Genomic DNA, 17,736 nt, shown 5'->3' on the forward strand with positions numbered 1-17,736 from the left:
GCTCATTCGCGTCCCAGATCGCGGTGCAGCACACGCACCGACAGGTCTTCATCGGGTGACAGTGATGCGGCCAGTGCCTCGGTTATCGCGACACTGCGATGCTTACCGCCAGTGCAGCCCACCGCGATGGTCATGTAGCGCTTTCCCTCTCGCCGGTAGCCGTCGATCACGAGGTTCAGCAGCCGATGGTAGGTGTCCAGGAACTCGTCCGCACCGGGTTGGCTCAAGACGTACTGACTCACCGAAGGATGCTGACCGGTGTGTGGTCTCAGCTCGTCCACCCAATGCGGATTCGGCAGGAACCGGACGTCGACGACCATATCCGCGTCCATCGGCAAGCCGTACTTAAATCCGAAGGACTCGACCGTGACGCTGATGTGGGCCACGGATTCACTGCTGAAGGCGCGCTCGATCGCCGCGCGTAGGGCCGGGACGGGCAACGACGAGGTGTCGATGACCAGATCCGCGGACGCCCGGATCGAGGAAAGCAGGGCGCGCTCGGCGGCGATGCCCTCGGCGAGGGTCTGCCCACCCTGCAACGGATGACTCCGCCGGTTGTTCTCGTAGCGGCGGACCAGGCTCTCGTCGGACGCTTCCAGGAACAGCACGCGCGGGCTGATCCCGCGCGTGGCCAGGTCGGCACGGACCGACTCCAGATCCCCGGTGAACCCCCGGGACCGCACATCCATGACCACGGCGAGCTGGGTGATGCGCGAGCCGGCCGCGAGGCCCAGATCGACCATCCGGGTGATCAGTTCCGGCGGCAGATTGTCGGCGACGTACCACCCGAGGTCTTCGAGCACCTTGGCGGTGGTGCCGCGTCCCGCGCCCGAGAGGCCCGTGACCAGGACGACGTCGATATCGGCGTTCGCGGTCTCGTTAGGGGGATGGAGTGTCATCGGCTCCATTTTCGACCATGGCGGGCAGTGCCGCTTCGGTTGCACCGGAAGTGGCCGCCGATCCGCCAGTTCCGACGAGTGCCTCGCGCACCGCTACCGCGGTGGCCGCGCCGATGCCCGGCACAGCGGTGATCTCCTCGACACTGGCCTTCTTGAGCTGTGCGACAGAACCGAAATGTGACACCAGCGCGGCCCGGCGGGCCTCCCCCAGACCCGGAATACCGTCGAGCGCCGAGGCCGTCATCCGTCGCGAGCGCTTGCTCCGGTGGAACGTGATGGCGAACCTGTGCGCCTCGTCACGCACGCGCTGCAACAGATACAGCGCCTCACTGGTTCGCGGCAGGATCACCGGGTCCGGTTCGCCGGGCACCCACACCTCTTCGAGCCGCTTGGCCAGGCCGACCACCGCGACGTCGGTGACGCCCAGTTCACTCAGCTCCGCAGCGGCCGCATTGACCTGAGGCGCCCCGCCGTCCACCACGAAAAGATTGGGCGGATAGGCGAATCTTCGTGAATGTCCTTCCGCTGCATACTCAGTCACCGCCTGCTGATCTTGCACATGCCGGGCGAATCGACGCCGGGTGACCTCCGCGATGGAGGCGACATCGTCGGAGCGACCGTCCCCGGCGGCCTCCTTGATGCTGTAGTGGCGATAGTCCGATCGGCGGGACAGTCCATCTTCGAAGACCACCAGCGAGGCCACCACGTCGGTGCCCTGGACATGGCTGATGTCGATGCACTCGATGCGTAGCGGCGCCTGCTCCAGGCCCAGCGCGTCCTGCAGCTCCTGCAAGGCGGCAGACCTGGTGGTGAGATCGCCCGCGCGTTTGAGCTTGTGCTGCGCCAGGGCCTCTTTCGCGTTGCGCTCAACCGTCTCTGCCAGTGCCTTTTTGTCGCCGCGCTGCGGCACCCGCAACGACACCCGTGAACCCCGCAGGCCGGTCAGCCAAGACGTCATTCCCTCGGCGTCCCTCGGCAGGACCGGTACCAGCACTTCGCGCGGTACCGGTGCCACATCGGCCTCGGGATCGGCCGCGTGCGCGAGATCCGCCTGATCACCGTAGAACTGGGTGAGGAACTGCTCGACCAAACCCTCGAGATCGGAATCTCCAGGATCGCCGGTTTTTTCGACAATCCAGCCACGCTGCCCGCGGACCCGCCCGCCACGCACGTGAAACACCTGCACGGCGGCTTCCAAGTCGTCGTCGGCGAATGCCACCACGTCGGCGTCGGTGCCGTCGCCGAACACCACGGTCTGTCGTTCCAGCGCACGCTGCAGCGCCGAGATGTTGTCCCGCAGCCGCGCCGCCCTTTCGAAGTTCAGTTGCTGCGCGGCATGGTTCATCTCGCGTTCCATGTCACGCGCCAGACGATCCGTCTTACCCGACAGGAAATCGCAGAAATCAAGCACGATCTCGCGGTGTTCTTCGGCGCTCACTCGCCCGATGCAGGGCGCCGAGCACTTTTCGATGTATCCCAGTAAGCAGGGCCGATCAATCTGTTTGTGCCGCTTGAACACTCCGTTAGAGCAGGTGCGCGCGGGGAACACCCGTGTCAACAGGTCGAGGGTTTCCCGGATGGCCCACGCATGCGAGTACGGGCCGAAGTAGCGCACGCCCTTGCGCCGTGGTCCGCGATAGACGAACAGGCGCGGATACTCCTCGTTGAGAGTGACGGCCAGCACCGGATAGGACTTGTCGTCGCGATAGCGGACGTTGAAGCGCGGATCGAACTCCTTGATCCAGTTGTATTCGAGCTGCAGGGCTTCGACCTCGGTGCCCACCACCGTCCACTCCACGCTGCCCGCGGTGGTGACCATCTGCCTGGTCCGCGGATGCAAACCCGTGACATCGGCGAAGTACGAGGTGAGCCGGCTGCGAAGACTCTTGGCCTTGCCGACGTAGATGACCCGTCCGTGCGGATCGCGGAATCGGTAGACGCCCGGCTCGACAGGTATCGAGCCGGGAGCCGGTCGATAGGTCGCGGGATCGGGCACGTATCCAGGCTAGTCCGCGACTCTGACGCTCCCACCCATTGATACATGCCCGGCGACGTCGGACATTCCGCTACCCTCAGGGGGTACCTCAACGCCGAGGCTAAGGAGCGACAACGGTGCGTAGATTGCCCGCGGTCTTGATAGCCGTGCTGGTCACCGCGGCGGCAGGCCTGTCCCTCATGACCGCGATCCATGCCATGGCCCGCCCGTCGAACGATGCCGATGCCGTGATCAACAGCCTGCAGGCCAGCGGCTATCGGGTCACCGTGACGAGAATCGGCTCGGGGCATCCCGACAATTGCGTCGTCCAATCCGTCAATCAACAGTCGCCGGTCTCCAATGTCGCCAGTGCCCGCGATATGCGCAACAGGCCCACGTCGGTTCCCGTGTCTACCAAGGTCGCTCACGTCACGCTGGCGTGCTGACAGATAGGACGATCGATGAGAAACCGTGTTTATCCCCTGGCCATTGCCATGGTCACCGCTGGCACGATCGCCTTGCCGCCCGCGATGACCAGTGCCGATCCCAATACTCCGGCACCGACCCCGGACTCTCAAACCGCTTCTCGCACAGCGATCCTTCCCGTCTTCGCGCAGGAGGGCATCCGCGTCAGAACGGGAAAACCCGGTGAACCATTGACGATCCATCTGCCTTCTGATGCTCCCCTGATGCCGGCGCAGTGGGGGCCCGACGGGGAGGCGACCTACCAATCCGCCGACACCGACATCATCGTGACGCCTCTTGTCGACGGCGGCGAGTACTTCACGATCGTGAAGAAGAACCCGGCCGACTCTTTGGACTACAACCTGCACCTCGGACTTCCCGCCGGCACCCACTGGGTGCGGCACGGCACCACGCTGCTCATCGAATCCGACGGCGCAGGTCCGGATCAGCCCGCACTCCTGGTCGGAATGTTCGCGTCGCCCACGGTGACCACCGCCAAGGGCACCGAGATCCCGCTGACCGTCGAGATCGATCCCGACGGCAATACCGCGTTGTCAGCCCGCAGTCCCGAGCTCGCCAACACGCCCGTCGAAGTCGGTTTCTCCTACCACCCGGTGGACACCGTCCACTAGCCGCTAACGTGATGGAACTGTGAGGACCCTGCCGAGAGCGCTAGCCTCCCTCGCCATCGCCCTCGTCGTGGTCGCGGGCTGCTCGACCGATCATGCCGCGCGCCGCGGTGCCGGCTCAGAGCCGTGCGGCATCGTCACCAATGGCACGCCGATCTCGAAAGCCGCTGTGGCAGGGTCCACTACCGAGCGCAACATCTCCACCAACCCCGAGGTCGCCACCGGTTACCGCCAGGGCATGTCGGCGGTCCGCACCGCGAGCTATGCCGTCGCGACCGCCAACCCGCTGGCCACCCAGGCCGCCTGCCGGGTGCTACGCGACGGAGGATCGGCGACGGACGCACTAATCGCCGCACAGGCAGTGCTCGGACTCGTCGAACCGCAATCCTCCGGGATCGGTGGCGGCGGCTTTCTCGTCTACTACGACGCCGCCACGGGTGCTGTCGAGGCTTACGACGGCCGTGAGGTCGCGCCCGCGGCCGCCACGGAAAACTATCTGCGCTGGATCGACGACGCGCATCCAGTCGAACCCGCGCCCGACACACGGTCATCGGGGCGTTCGATCGGAGTGCCGGGAATCCTGCGTATGCTCCACGACGCCCACACCGCACACGGCGCCAAGCCATGGCGTGACTTGTTCACTCCGGCGGTTCAATTGGCCGATGAGGGTTTCGAGATCAGCCCACGCCTCGCCGCCGCCATCGCCGACTCCGCGGCCGGCCTTGCCGTTGACCAGGAGGCGGGCACGTACTTTCTCAATCCCGACGGGTCGGCGAAACCGGCAGGGACAAAGCTCACCAACCCTGCCTATGCGAAGACCCTGGGCGCCGTCGCGACCGACGGACCCGATGCCTTCTACCGGGGTGCGATCGCGGACGACATCGTCGCCGCGGCGGCAGACACCTCGGCGGGACGCACCCCGAGCCTGATGACGGCCGCCGATCTATCGGAGTACACCGCCAAGCGGCGTGAGTCTCTCTGTACCACCTACCGCGACCACGAGATCTGTGGCATGCCGGCTCCTTCGTCGGGCGGCATCGCCGTCGCCGCCACCCTTGGGATTCTGCAGAACTTTCCGATGGCCTCCTACCGGCCCACCGACCTCGACCTGGACGGCGGCAAGCCGACCGTCGACGGCGTGCACTACATCGCCGAGGCCGAGCGACTGGCCTACGCCGACCGTGACAAGTATGTCGCTGACACCGACTTCGTTGCGCTGCCCGGCAATTCGCCCGGCGCGCTGCTCAACCCAACGTATCTGGCCGGGCGTGCCCAATTGATCTCGGGTGAGAGGACCATGGGCACCGCCAAGCCCGGGGAGTTCAACGTTCCGACCTCGGCAGCGGTCTCCACTCCCGAACACGGCACCAGCCAGGTGACCGTGGTGGACGCCCGCGGCAACGCGGCATCGCTCACCACCACAGTGGAATCCGCCTTTGGCTCCTTCCACATGGTCGATGGCTTCATCCTCAACAATCAGCTCACCGACTTCTCGGCCCAGCCGGTCGGCAAGGACGGCCTTCCTATCGCGAACCGGCTGCAACCGGGCAAACGGCCACGCAGCTCCATGGCTCCCACCTTGGTTTTCGAGAGGACGGAATCGGGCAAGCGCGGTGCGCTACTGCTTGCGCTCGGTTCACCCGGCGGCTCGGTGATCATTCAGTTCGTGGTGAAAACGCTTGTCGGCATTCTTGATTGGGGGCTGGATCCGCAGCAAGCCGTGTCCATGGTCGATTTCGGCGCCAACAATTCCGCCAAGACCAATGTGGGCGGCGAGCACCCGAACATCGACGCGCGTGACAACGGCGCCGACGATCCCCTCATCCGGGGGCTGCGTCAGCGCGGGCACGCCGTCGATGTCGCTGACCAGTCCAGCGGCCTATCGGCCCTGGTGCGGCGCGGGCCGGGGTGGATAGGCGGTGCGGACCCACGCCGCGAGGGTCTCGTCATGGGTGATACGGGCTGAACCGAATGTCAAGCCAGCTCTTCCCGGTCAGAGCCGCCGAGGGCGTCTGCACGCGAGGTGTCCTTGAGTGACACTCCGGAACGGCCCAGCCGGCGTGCGCCGCTGACCAGGCTCGCCGCGATATGCGCGGCCTCCTCGTAACTGAGCCCGTCGGGCGGATGGATGTTCGAGATGCAGTTGCGGTCCGCATCGGTGCATCCCGGTCGCGGCAGATGCGTGAGGTAGATGCCGAGACTGTCCACGACGCTGAGCCCGGGCCGTTCACCGATGATGACGATCAGTGTGCGGTACCGGCCTTGCGCCGCGATGTGGTCTCCCAGCGCCACTCGGGCCTGGGTGGCGATCACGGGTGCCGCCAACGTGTATGCGTCACCCAGCTGCCGGACAAGTTCGCCCACGAGCGAGACGCCATGGCGCATAAGTGCCGTCGGCGACAGGCCATCGGCGAGAACGAATCCGATATCCGATGCCTCGCACGGCACCGCGGACAGATCCGCAGGAAGCCTTCCGAGGTCGGGCCTGCGTAGATACTCGTCACGCGAGCTCACTTGGCTGGTGACCACCGCGGGCGTTCCCAGCCCGATGCCGGTGACGTCGGCGGCGAGCCGTTCGACATCCAAGGGCACATGGACGGCGTCACGCGCGGCCGCATGGGCAGCGGCCAAATCCAGTACGTCCCTGGTGTGCAGCGCGTTGCCCGCACGGTCCAAGCCGATGCGGGCCTGGGTATTCAGGCGCAACTCTCGCCAAAATTTCTGGCGGGCAACATCGCCGGTACTCATCGGACGCCCGAGGTGGTCAGGGCGCGCAACGGCGAATTGACCACATCGAACGGCGTGAGACGACCGCCCGCGTCTATCATCCCGATGGCCTGTAACCACTGTTCGAACTCCGGTGCCGGGCGCAGACCCAAAGTCCGACGCGCCTGCAGGACATCGTGAAACGACAGACTCTGATAACCGAGCATGACATCGTCGGCACCGGGAACGGTGATGACGAATGCCACCCCGGCAGCCGCGAGCAGGATCAGCAATGCGTCCATGTCGTTCTGATCCGCCTCGGCGTGGTTGGTGTAGCAGACGTCGACACCCATCGGCAGGCCCAGTAGCTTGCCGCAGAAGTGATCCTCCAGTCCGGCACGGATGATCTGCTTGCCGTCGTAGAGGTATTCCGGCCCGATGAATCCGACGACGGTATTGACCAGGAATGGCTCTAAGTCACGGGCCACCGCGTAGGCACGGGCCTCCAGTGTCTGCTGGTCGACCGGCTTGCCGCCGGTACCCAGATGGGCGTGAGAGCTCAGCGCCGATCCCTGCCCGGTTTCGAGGTACATGACGTTGTCGCCGACGGTGCCCCGGTTCAGCCCCCGAGTCGCGTCGCGGCCCTCACGCAGCAGCGAGATGTCTACTCCAAAAGCTGAATTGGCTCCCTCGGTACCCGCGATCGACTGGAACGTCAAGTCCACCGGAGCTCCCCGCTCGATCAATTCGATCGTCGTGGTGATGTGTGAGAGGACGCAGGACTGGGTCGGGATGTCGTAGCGCGATCTGATGGAGTCGAGCAGATACAGCAGATCCGATGTGGCGTGCGGTGAATCGGTTGCCGGGTTGATGCCGATCACCGCGTCACCGCATCCCAGAAGCAGCCCGTCGAGCACGGCAGCCGCGACGCCACGGGGATCGTCGGTGGGGTGATTCGGCTGCAGCCGCGTGGCCAGTGTGCCCTTCCCACCGACGGTGGTGCGGAAGGCGGCGCTGACTTGCATGGCGGCGCCGACCGCGATCAGGTCTTGATTGCGCATGATCTTGCTGACCGCCGCCGCCATCTCCGGGGTGATTCCCGCGGAAACGGCGGCAATCCGCTGAGCACCGTCGTCACGGGAAGCGCTCTCCAACAACCAGTCCCGAAAGCCGCCGACGGTCAGATGTGAGATGGGGCCGTAGGCGAGGCGGTCATGGCTGTCGATGATCAGCCTGGTGACCTCATCGGTTTCGTAGGGCACCACTGCCTCGTTGAGAAAGGTATCGAGCGGAAGATCAGCCAGAACCCAAGCCGCAGCGGCCCGTTCGGCATCGGACCCGGCCGCGCATCCGGCGAGTTGGTCACCCGAGCGCAGCGGCGTCGCCTTGGCCATCACATCGACCAGTCCGTCGAACGTATAGTTCTGCCCCGCTACCTGTCGCCGGTACTTCACGTGAGCTCGCTTTCCGCCTCCGCAAGCATCGCGAACTCCTCGTCGGGCGAGTTGGCGACCAGGCGGTGACGGCTGTAGAGCGCGAAATACAGCATGAACGCCATGAATACGGCCAAACACAGGCCCGCGGCCACCGGATTGACCAGGAATGTCGCGATGACTGCGAGCACCGCCACGACCAGGGCGAAGCCGGTGGTCACCATGCCGCCCGGGGTGCGGTAGGGCCTCGGCATCTTCGGTTCACGCACGCGCAGCACGATATGGCTGACCATCATCAGCACGTAACTCACCGCCGCGCCGAACACCGCCATGTTCAGCAGCAGGTCACCGTGCCCGGTCAGTGACAGCGCGAACCCGATGACGCCGGGGACGATCAACGCCAGCGTCGGAGCCTTCCGCGAGTTGGTCACCGACAGCACGGTCGGCAGATAACCCGCGCGGGAAAGCGCGAACAGCTGCCGCGAGTATGCGTAGATGATCGAGAAGAAGCTCGCGATGAGTCCGGCCAACCCGATGTAGTTGACCAGCTTGGCCGCGGTGCCGTGACCGAGCGCCTCGACAAGCGGGTTGCCCGAATCCGACATCTGTTCCGCTCCGCCGGCTCCGGTGGTCAGAATCAGCGCCGCCGCGCAGGTCACCAGCAGCACGCCGATCGCCGCGATGATCCCGCGTGGCACATTGCGTTCCGGGTTGGCCGTCTCTTCGGCGGCCAGCGGAACGCCCTCGACGGCCAGGAAGAACCAAATGGCGAACGGGATGGCGGCCCAAATGCCAAGGTAGCCGTGCGGCAGGATGCTGGAAGCCCCGGCAGCACTTTCGTCCACCGCGATATTGGTCAGGTTGTGGATGTCGAAATGACCGGCGGCGGCCACCGCGAAAATCAGCAGGCCCACCAAGGCAACCGCGGTGATGACGAACATCACCTTCAACGCCTCGCCCACACCGGAGAGATGGATCCCGATGAACACGGCGTAGGCGGCCAGGTACACCCACCACCCGTTGGTGATGCCGAACAGCCCCAACGACTGCACGTACGCTCCGATGAAGGTGGCGATTGCGGCGGGGGCAATCGAGTACTCGATGAGAATTGCCGTGCCCGTGGCGAATCCACCCCACGGCCCCAGCGCACGGCGTGCGAAGGTGTACCCGCCTCCCGCCGTCGGCAATGCCGACGACAACTCCGCCATGCCCAGCACCAGGGCCAGGTACATGCCGGCGATCACCACGGTGGCGATTGCCAGCCCGCCGAAGCCGCCCTGGCCGAGTCCGAAGTTCCAGCCCGAGTAGTCGCCGGACACAACGTAACTCACTCCGAGGCCGGCCAGCAGGAGCCAGCCCGCGCTCCCCGACCTGAGTTGACGCTTGCGCAGGTACTCCGCGCTCTCGAGGTGCTCCTCGACGAGGCCGTGCTTGGTGGTCGCCATATCGTTTCCTTGCTTCTCCGCAGTTCAGTGGTTCAATTCAGTGGGGTGACTTCGCTTTCCGGTGAGACCGCCGATGGCGAGGATCAGAAGAATCCCTGGGCCTTGGAGCTGTAGGACACCAACAGGTTCTTGGTCTGCTGGTAGTGGTCGAGCATCATCTTGTGGTTCTCACGGCCGATACCGGACCGCTTGTAGCCGCCGAATGCCGCGTGTGCGGGGTATTGGTGGTAGCAGTTGGTCCATACCCGGCCCGCCTTGATATCCCGCCCTGCGCGGTAAGCGATATTGCCGTTACGGCTCCACACTCCAGCGCCCAGTCCGTACGGGGTGTCGTTGGCGATGGCGATGGCTTCGTCGTAATCGGCGAATGAGGTCACGGCGAGCACCGGCCCGAAGATCTCCTCCTGGAAGATCCGCATCGAGTTGGTCCCGGCGAAAACCGTCGGCGCGACGTAATAGCCGCCCGACAGGTCGCCGCCGAGTTCCGCGCGCTCACCGCCGGTAACAAGCCGCGCCCCTTCAGATTTGCCGATCTCGATATAGGACAGGATCTTCTCGAGCTGCTCATGGGAGGCCTGCGCCCCCATCATGGTCTCGGTGTCCAACGGATCGCCCTGGCGGATGGCCTTGGTGCGGATGGCAGCCAACTCCAGGAACTCGTCGAAGATGTCCGCCTGAATCACGCTGCGCGACGGACACGTGCACACCTCGCCCTGGTTGAACGCGAACATCGTGAACCCTTCCAGGGCCTTGTCCTGGAAATCGTCACCGGCCGCCATCACATCCGAGAAGAAGATATTGGGGCTCTTGCCACCGAGTTCCAAGGTCACCGGAATCAGGTTCTGGCTCGCGTACTGCATGATCAGCCGGCCCGTACCGGTTTCACCGGTGAATGCGATCTTCGCGATCCGGCTGCTGGATGCCAGCGGCTTGCCCGCTTCCACCCCAAAGCCGTTGACGATGTTCACCACACCCGGCGGCAGCAGGTCACCGATCAGCGAGAACAGGTACAGGATCGACGCCGGGGTTTGCTCGGCGGGCTTGAGCACCACCGCGTTACCCGCGGCAAGAGCCGGAGCCAGCTTCCAGCTCGCCATCAGTAGTGGGAAGTTCCACGGGATGATCTGCCCGACAACGCCCAGAGGTTCATGGAAGTGGTAGGCGACGGTGTCCTCGTCGATCTGCGACAGTGAACCCTCTTGCGCCCGAAGGACACCGGCGAAGTACCGGAAATGATCGATGGCCAACGGGATGTCGGCGTTGACGGTTTCCCGGATCGGCTTGCCGTTGTCCCACGACTCGGCGACGGCGATCGACTCCAGATTGGCTTCCATCCGGTCGGCGATCCGATTCAGGATCAGCGCCCGCTCCGCCGGCGAGATCTTGGCCCACCCTGCCGTCGCGGCGTGCGCGGCGTCGAGCGCCTTCTCGACATCGGCCTCACAGGAGCGAGGTATCTCGCAGAACACCTCCCCCGTCACCGGGCTACGGTTCTCGAAGTAGCGCCCCTGGACCGGGGGAACCCATTGCCCGCCAATGAAATTCTCGTAGCGGGATGCGAACGCCATCAGCGATCCCTGCGCACCCGGGCGGGCATAAACGGTCACGGTGGTCTCCTACCTTCAAGACATCAGATGTGTCGGTGATCACTGAAGGTAGATTTCGGCCCGTTGCAGCACCGTTGCAACTTCTTGGTCCGGGGGCCCCGCGCTCAGGCGAGATCGGAATCCAGCGCGATGAGGTGGCCGCGCGCTTCCGACCGCATGACCGTGCCCGCGCTCGGATGCTCACGCAGGGCCTGCCATCCCGCACGATCATCGCGCGCCTCCGGCAGGTCGAGCCAGCGGCGCAACAGGTGCAGGTCTCCGCCGGCGAGCACCGCACCGCGAAGGCTCGCGCTCAATTCCAGGCGCAGTCGACCGATCGCTGGCGCCGCCGATCGCGGCAACAGCTGCCCCGAATAGGAGTCCATCGCCCCGGCGACGTCACCGGCTCGTAGTGCGGCGAAGACATCACCCATATCGCTGCCGACCTGTTCCAGAAGCCGGTAGGGACGGGACCCGATCAATTCGCCGCCCACGATGCGACGCAGTCGCGACATCTCCGCGCGAATGGTGACGACGTCGAGGTCGTTTTCATCGAGCAGCATCGCCAGATGATCGGCGCTGAGTCCCTCGGGGTGGCGTAGCAACAATGCCAGGATCTCCGCATGGCGCCCCGACAGCCGGTGGGCGCGCTGCCCGTCGGCGCGATACAACACCGGGCGGTCGGCGCCGAGCACGGTCAACCGCGGTTCGGTATCACCCTGCCGATGATCCTGACTCGGGTAGTTCAGGGCGATGAAATGTTCGACGGCAACCGCGGTCGCGCGCACGAGTGCCAGGGTCTGTGCGGAGGCGACGGCGGCACCGCCGGTCAAGTCCAGGCTTCCCAGGGGCACGCCCGTCAACGGGTCATGGAGCGGAACCGCGGTGCATGACCACGGACGGACAAGCCTGCAGAAGTGCTCACTGCCGCGGATCTGCACCTCTCGGTCCAGCGCGAGCGCGGTGCCCGGGGCATTCGTGCCCACCGCCTGCTCGCTCCAGTCGGCGCCGGGCACGAAGTTCATCGTGGCCGCCTTGCGGCCGGCGCCGGCGTCACCTTCCACCCAGAGCAGTGCTCCGTCGGCAGCGGTGACCCCGACGAGTGCGCCGGAGTCCGTGGCGTGATCCACCAGCAAGCGGCGGATGACAGGCAGCGCTCCGGCCAGCGGATGGCTGCTGCGCAGTTCGGTCAGGCGCTTGGCGGCCGCGGCCTCACCGGGACCGCGATCGGGATCGACGCCGGTCGCCAGGCTCCGCTGCCAGCTTTCGGTCACCAGGCGCGGCAGAGATATGGACTCCAGGTACGAACCGTCTACCCGGCCGGCCACGAAAAGGTCGTGCGCGTCGCGTACGGACGCCAACGAGGCGCGTACAGCGCTGCCACGCGCTGTACTTCTCGTAGTCGCCACGGTCTCCAAGCTCTCTGCCCTGGCCATATTCGCAGGCACGGTCGATATCGACACGATACTTGGACATCGGTGCCGGGAAGGGAAACTGCGCGAGATAGCCGGTCACGCAGGTTACGGCAGGCAGGCCTGCGCCCGGATTGCCTCGAACACGGCGGGGTCTACCAGCGCCGTAGTGTCACCGGGATCGCGCCCCTCGGCAACATCTCTCAGCAGCCTGCGCATGATTTTGCCGCTGCGGGTCTTCGGCAACTCGGGGACCACGAAGAGATCCCGTGGCCGGGCAATCGGCGATATCTCACGCGCCACCTCGCTGCGCAGTTCATCGATGGTGGCGTCACGCGGCCTGCCCTGGTGCCGAGCGTTCAGGATGACGAATGCGCAGATGGCCTGGCCGGTCTGCTCGTCGGTGACACCCACGACGGCCGCCTCGGCGACCCCGGCATGCCCCACCAACGCGGACTCGACCTCCGCCGTGGAAATCCGGTGGCCGGACACGTTCATCACATCGTCGATGCGGCCCAACACCCAGATCTCGCCGTCCTCGCCGTAGCGAGCACCGTCGCCGGCGAAGTACCACCCCTGCTCGGCGAATCGCGACCAGTAGGTCTGCACAAACCGGTCCGGGTCGCCCCAGATACCGCGTGCCATCGCAGGCCACGGCTGGTCGAGAACGAGGTATCCGGCGCCCTGTCCAACCTCGTCGGAATGTGCGGACAACCTCGTTCCATCGTCGTCCACGATCATCGCCGAGATACCGGGCAGCGGCTGCATCGCCGAACCGGGTTTGCATGAGGTGACAGCGGGCAACGGCGAAATCATCGCTGCCCCGGTTTCGGTCTGCCACCACGTGTCCACCACCGGCGCGACGTCGTTGCCCAAGACCGTCCGATACCAGCGCCACGCCTCCGGGTTGATGGGCTCTCCCACCGAACCAAGCAACCGCAGGCTCGAAAGATCGTGCGCATCGGGTATCTGCCGCCCCCACTTCATGAAGGTGCGAATCAACGTCGGCGCCGTGTAATAGGTTGTCACACCGTATTTCTCGATGATCTGAAAGTGCCGGCGCTCATCCGGCCAGGCCGGTGTGCCCTCATACACCACCTGAGTGGTCCCGTTGGCCAGTGGACCGTAGACGATATAGGTGTGCCCCGTGATCCACCCGATATCTGCTGTGCACCAATAGGTATCGACTTCAGGCTTGATATCGAAGAGCGCGCTGTGGGTATAGGCCGCCTGCGTCAGGTACCCGCCACTGGTGTGCACAATGCCTTTCGGCTTTCCCGTGGTGCCCGAGGTGTACAGCAGAAACAGCGGATGCTCGGCGCCGAAGGCTTCCGGGCGGTGCTGGGCGGAGGCGCGCCCGACCGTCTCGTGCCACCACGCATCGCGTCTGTCGTTCCAGGCCACCTCGGTGCCGGTGCGCCGGACAACCAGAACATGTTCGACGCCCAGCCCCTCGGCAATCGCCTCGTCGACGGCAGCCTTGAGCGGTGCGGCCTTTCCCCGCCGGTACTGACCATCGGCCGTGATGATGATCTTGGCCCCCGCATCGGTGATCCTGGCCCGTAGCGCCGACGCGGTGAATCCGGCGAAGACCACCGAATGCATGACGCCCAGGCGCGCGCACGCCAGCATCGCAATGATCGCTTCGGGGATCATCGGCATGTAGATCACCACCCTGTCGCCCGGCGCGGCGCCCAGGCCGGCGAGCGCATTGGCAGCCCGGGACACCTCGTCCTTGAGCTCGGCATACGTGATGGCACGCGCCTCGCCAGCGGGCTCACCCACCCAGTGAATCGCCACCCGGCCGCCGTTGCCCGCTTCCACGTGCCGGTCCACACAGTTGTAGGCCACATTCAGGGTGCCGTCGACAAACCAGCGCGCGAACGGCGCGTCGGACCAATCCAGCACCTCGGTGAACGCACGTTCCCAAGAGAGCCTTTCGGCCTGCCTTGCCCAGAACCCGAGCCTGTCGGCCGCCGCCTCGTGGTAGAGCTCGTCGGTGGCGTTGGCCTGTTCGGCGAACTGAGACGTCGGCGGGTAACGGTCGGCACTCGGGGACACAACATGGGCATGACGAACAGAGCTTTGTGCGGGCACCGATTCTCCTTGAGTGTCGCCTTGTCGACTGCACCCGACGGGAATTGCCGCACACGCGGTCTACGGGTTATGTCGTTGGTGGCGGCACGTTATCGCCGCAAAGGTTGCACCAAGGCTGCAGATTGCGACCGCGGTCACACGACGACGCGAAGTGCCGGGCCGGTCAGGCGGCCGGACGATTCGTGTAGGTGACGATCAGTGCCCGCAGCGCGTCCATCGCGTCGACGGCACGCTGCTTGTCGATTGCCTGAATGGCCATCAACGGCTCGTACTCATAGTCGTCCAGGTCCAGCCGCGCCCACTGCGCTCCTGCCGGAAACGACACTCCGACGACGTCCGACCATGGAATGAGCTTCGGGCCCAACACATTGCGCACCTCGATGCCACCCTCACCGGCCCGCACTCGAGGTCGCGCGAACATCAGCACCACCCCTGCGATGACAAAGCCCACCACCGCGATACCCACCTGGTCGGAGGTCTTGAAGATCACCCCGCTATTGGGCGAGATCTTCAGCAGCAGGCCCACTGCGACATGCGCGGCCGCGATGACAAAGGCCGCCGCGTATACGAAGTACGGCGACAGATGCGGTGTGAGGACGAGTTCCCATTCGCGGTCCCGCGGCGACTCGCTCACGCCTCGGCCCAGGGCTGGCGAAGCCGGCGCAGCGTCAACGCCGTGTCCAGGGCGGCAGCTGCCGCCTGAGCGCCCTTGTCCTCGGATGACCCCGGCAGACCGGCCCGGTCGAGGGCCTGCTGTTCGTTGTTCACGGTCAGCACGCCATTTGCCACCGGGGTGCTGGTATCCAACGACACGCGGGTCAGCCCGGTGGTGACCGCATCGCAAACATAGTTGAAATGCGGTGTCTCGCCTTGGATCACCACACCCAGCGCGACGACGGCGTCATGGGTGCGTGCCAAAGCCTGCGCCACCACCGGTATCTCGATGGCGCCGAGCACCCGTACCACCGTCGGACGTTCGATCCCCGCATCGGTGGCAATACGCGTAGCCCCCTCCAACAGGGCCGTGCAGATCTGGTCATGCCACGTGCTTGCCACGATCGCCAGGCTAAGACCCGACGCGTCACCGACCTTCAGTGACGGGATTCCGCCGCCGCTCACGCGCCATCAGCCTCGGGATGATCATCGAGATCGGCCAGGTCGTGTCCCATCCGATCCCGCTTGGTACGCAGATACCGGATGTTCTCGGAGTTGGCACGCACCGGCAACGGCACCCGCTCGATGATGTGCAGCCCGTATCCGTCCAATCCCACGCGCTTGGCGGGGTTGTTGGTCAACAGGCGCATCGACTTCACGCCCAGGTCCACCAAAATCTGTGCGCCCAAACCATAGTCGCGCGCGTCAGCGGGCAGACCGAGCTTCAGGTTGGCGTCGACGGTGTCCTCACCGGCGTCCTGCAGCTGGTAGGCCTGCAGCTTGTGCATCAGTCCGATGCCGCGGCCCTCATGGCCGCGCATGTACAACACGATGCCCCGGCCCTCTTTGGCCACCATCTCCATCGCGGCGTCCAGCTGCGGACCGCAATCACAACGCCGCGAACCGAATACGTCACCGGTCAAACACTCGGAGTGCACACGCACCAACACGTCGTTGCCGTCGCCGTCGGGGCCGGAGATGTCCCCCAACACCAGGGCCACGTGCTCGACGTCGTCGTAAATGCTGGTGTAACCCACCGCACGGAACTCACCGTGCTGGGTGGGGATACGCGCCTCGGCGATCCGTTCGACATGCTTCTCGTGCTTACGCCGCCACTCGATCAGATCCGCGATCGACACCAGCGCCAGGTTGTGCTCATCGGCGAAGACCCTCAGCTCCTCGGTCTGCGCCATCGCACCCTCGTCCTTCTGGCTGACGATCTCGCAGATCACCGCGGCGGGCCGCAGGCCCGCCAGCTTGGCCAGGTCAACCGATGCCTCGGTGTGCCCTGGGCGTCGCAGCACCCCACCATCCTTGGCGCGCAGCGGAACAACGTGCCCCGGCTTGGTGAAGTCGTCGGCCGCGCTCTCCGCGTCGGCCAGCAGTCGCATGGTCGCGGCGCGATCGGAGGCCGAAATCCCGGTTCCGATACCGTTTTTCGCGTCCACGGTCACGGTGTACGCCGTGCCGTGCTTGTCCTGATTTACCGCGTACTGGGGCAGCAGCCCAAGACGGTCGCAGTCCTCACCGGCCAACGGTACACAGAGGTACCCCGATGTGTACCGCACCATGAATGCCACCAATTCAGGGGTGGCCTTCTCCGCGGCGAAGATCAGATCGCCTTCGTTCTCCCGGTCCTCATCGTCGACGACGACGATGGCCTTACCGGCGGCGATATCGGCGACAGCGCGTTCAATGCTGTCCAACCTGGTCATGGGGACCACTCTCGTTAGGGGCGTGTGGGCACTCTAAGTATGAACCACTGGGAATCGAACGATTCGAGCGCTGTTCACTCAGCGGATCCGGGCCCGCCTAGGAACGGTGTTCGAGCAGCCGTTCGACGTACTTGGCGATGACATCCACCTCGAGATTCACCGTCGTGCCGATGGTCGCCGTGCCCAGCGTGGTCAGGCCCAACGTCGTGGGGATCAACGACACCTCGAACCAGTCCGGTCCCAATCCCGACACCGTCAGTGACACCCCGTCTACGGTGATCGAGCCCTTTTCGACGACATATCTGGCCACTGCCTGCGGCAGGGAGACGCGCACGACCTCCCAATTCTCCGAAGGCGTCCGCACCAGCACCTGCCCGGTGCCGTCGACGTGCCCTTGCACGATGTGTCCACCCAGCCGGCTGTTGACCGCGGCCGCCCGCTCCAGATTGACCTTGGCGCCGGTGGCGATCTTGTCCAGGCTGGACCGCGAGAGCGTCTCGCCCATAACGTCGGTGGTGAAGACTCCCCCGGGCCGGACCTCGACCACCGTCAGGCAGACGCCATTGACGGCGATCGAGTCGCCATGCTTCGCGTCCTCAACGACCAGGGGGCCGAGCACGGTGAGACGGGCAGCGTCGTCGAGATCTTCCCTGCCCAGGATCTCGCCAAGCTCCTCAACGATTCCGGTGAACATGCCGCCAAGCCTAGGACGCTTTCCTG

15 protein-coding genes are annotated in these 17,736 nt (G+C 65.3%); 3 read left to right on the forward strand and 12 right to left on the reverse strand.

The window, feature by feature from the left end; all coding sequences use genetic code 11:
- Window positions 1-2: 2 nt before the first annotated feature.
- Both rapZ and uvrC read right to left on the reverse strand, forming a co-directional pair.
- Window positions 3-908, reverse strand: coding sequence for an RNase adapter RapZ (gene rapZ, locus MYCSP_RS12590; protein WP_088413893.1), 906 nt, complete (start codon window positions 906-908; stop codon window positions 3-5).
- Window positions 880-2,895 (reverse strand): excinuclease ABC subunit UvrC, encoded by a 2,016-nt coding sequence (gene uvrC, locus MYCSP_RS12595; RefSeq protein WP_083013169.1) that lies wholly within the window; start codon window positions 2,893-2,895, stop codon window positions 880-882. The genes rapZ and uvrC overlap by 29 nt, the downstream gene beginning before the upstream one ends.
- 179 nt (window positions 2,896-3,074) lie before the next feature.
- Between uvrC and MYCSP_RS12600 the strand changes: the two genes are divergently transcribed.
- From MYCSP_RS12600 to MYCSP_RS12610, 3 genes are read left to right on the forward strand one after another with little or no spacing between them, the layout of a single operon-like run.
- Window positions 3,075-3,320: a hypothetical protein gene (locus MYCSP_RS12600; protein WP_407661701.1), complete on the forward strand. Its 246-nt coding sequence runs from the start codon at window positions 3,075-3,077 to the stop codon at window positions 3,318-3,320.
- A 15-nt stretch (window positions 3,321-3,335) separates the two neighbouring features.
- Window positions 3,336-3,971, forward strand: coding sequence for a hypothetical protein (locus MYCSP_RS12605; RefSeq protein ID WP_083013168.1), 636 nt, complete (start codon window positions 3,336-3,338; stop codon window positions 3,969-3,971).
- Between the two features lie 19 nt (window positions 3,972-3,990).
- Entirely contained in the window at window positions 3,991-5,934 is a 1,944-nt protein-coding gene (locus tag MYCSP_RS12610; protein ID WP_088413895.1) for a gamma-glutamyltransferase family protein, read from the forward strand.
- A gap of 8 nt (window positions 5,935-5,942) precedes the next feature.
- Here the strand turns inward: MYCSP_RS12610 and eutC are convergent, their stop codons facing one another.
- From eutC to MYCSP_RS12660, 10 genes are all read right to left on the reverse strand, one after another.
- Complete coding sequence (gene eutC / locus MYCSP_RS12615) at window positions 5,943-6,716, reverse strand: ethanolamine ammonia-lyase subunit EutC (protein WP_083013166.1); 774 nt, start codon at window positions 6,714-6,716, stop codon at window positions 5,943-5,945.
- On the reverse strand, window positions 6,713-8,128 hold the full coding sequence (locus tag MYCSP_RS12620) for an ethanolamine ammonia-lyase subunit EutB (RefSeq protein WP_088413896.1): 1,416 nt from the start codon (window positions 8,126-8,128) through the stop codon (window positions 6,713-6,715). Before MYCSP_RS12620 ends, eutC begins: the two co-directional genes overlap by 4 nt.
- A complete protein-coding gene (gene eat, locus MYCSP_RS12625; RefSeq protein WP_083013164.1) occupies window positions 8,125-9,552 on the reverse strand; it encodes an ethanolamine permease in 1,428 nt (475 codons plus the stop codon). Before eat ends, MYCSP_RS12620 begins: the two co-directional genes overlap by 4 nt.
- Window positions 9,553-9,635: 83 nt before the next feature.
- Window positions 9,636-11,159: an aldehyde dehydrogenase gene (adh, locus tag MYCSP_RS12630; RefSeq protein ID WP_083013163.1), complete on the reverse strand. Its 1,524-nt coding sequence runs from the start codon at window positions 11,157-11,159 to the stop codon at window positions 9,636-9,638.
- Window positions 11,160-11,263: 104 nt separating this feature from the next.
- Window positions 11,264-12,547: a GAF domain-containing protein gene (locus tag MYCSP_RS12635; RefSeq protein ID WP_088415600.1), complete on the reverse strand. Its 1,284-nt coding sequence runs from the start codon at window positions 12,545-12,547 to the stop codon at window positions 11,264-11,266.
- A gap of 111 nt (window positions 12,548-12,658) precedes the next feature.
- Complete coding sequence (acs, locus tag MYCSP_RS12640) at window positions 12,659-14,647, reverse strand: acetate--CoA ligase (protein ID WP_083013162.1); 1,989 nt, start codon at window positions 14,645-14,647, stop codon at window positions 12,659-12,661.
- A 163-nt stretch (window positions 14,648-14,810) separates the two neighbouring features.
- The gene (locus MYCSP_RS12645) at window positions 14,811-15,281 is read right to left on the reverse strand and encodes a PH domain-containing protein (RefSeq protein ID WP_083013161.1); all 471 of its coding nucleotides are present in this window, start codon (window positions 15,279-15,281) and stop codon (window positions 14,811-14,813) included.
- Entirely contained in the window at window positions 15,278-15,766 is a 489-nt protein-coding gene (ribH, locus tag MYCSP_RS12650) for a 6,7-dimethyl-8-ribityllumazine synthase (protein WP_083013160.1), read from the reverse strand. Before ribH ends, MYCSP_RS12645 begins: the two co-directional genes overlap by 4 nt.
- Window positions 15,763-17,016 carry a bifunctional 3,4-dihydroxy-2-butanone-4-phosphate synthase/GTP cyclohydrolase II gene (locus MYCSP_RS12655; protein WP_083013159.1) on the reverse strand — a complete coding sequence of 418 codons (1,254 nt, stop codon included), beginning with the start codon at window positions 17,014-17,016 and terminating at the stop codon, window positions 15,763-15,765. Before MYCSP_RS12655 ends, ribH begins: the two co-directional genes overlap by 4 nt.
- A gap of 97 nt (window positions 17,017-17,113) precedes the next feature.
- The gene (locus MYCSP_RS12660; RefSeq protein ID WP_083013158.1) at window positions 17,114-17,710 is read right to left on the reverse strand and encodes a riboflavin synthase; all 597 of its coding nucleotides are present in this window, start codon (window positions 17,708-17,710) and stop codon (window positions 17,114-17,116) included.
- Between the last annotated feature and the right edge of the window lie 26 nt (window positions 17,711-17,736).

This window comes from Mycobacteroides saopaulense (genome assembly GCF_001456355.1).
GTDB lineage: Bacteria > Actinomycetota > Actinomycetes > Mycobacteriales > Mycobacteriaceae > Mycobacterium > Mycobacterium saopaulense.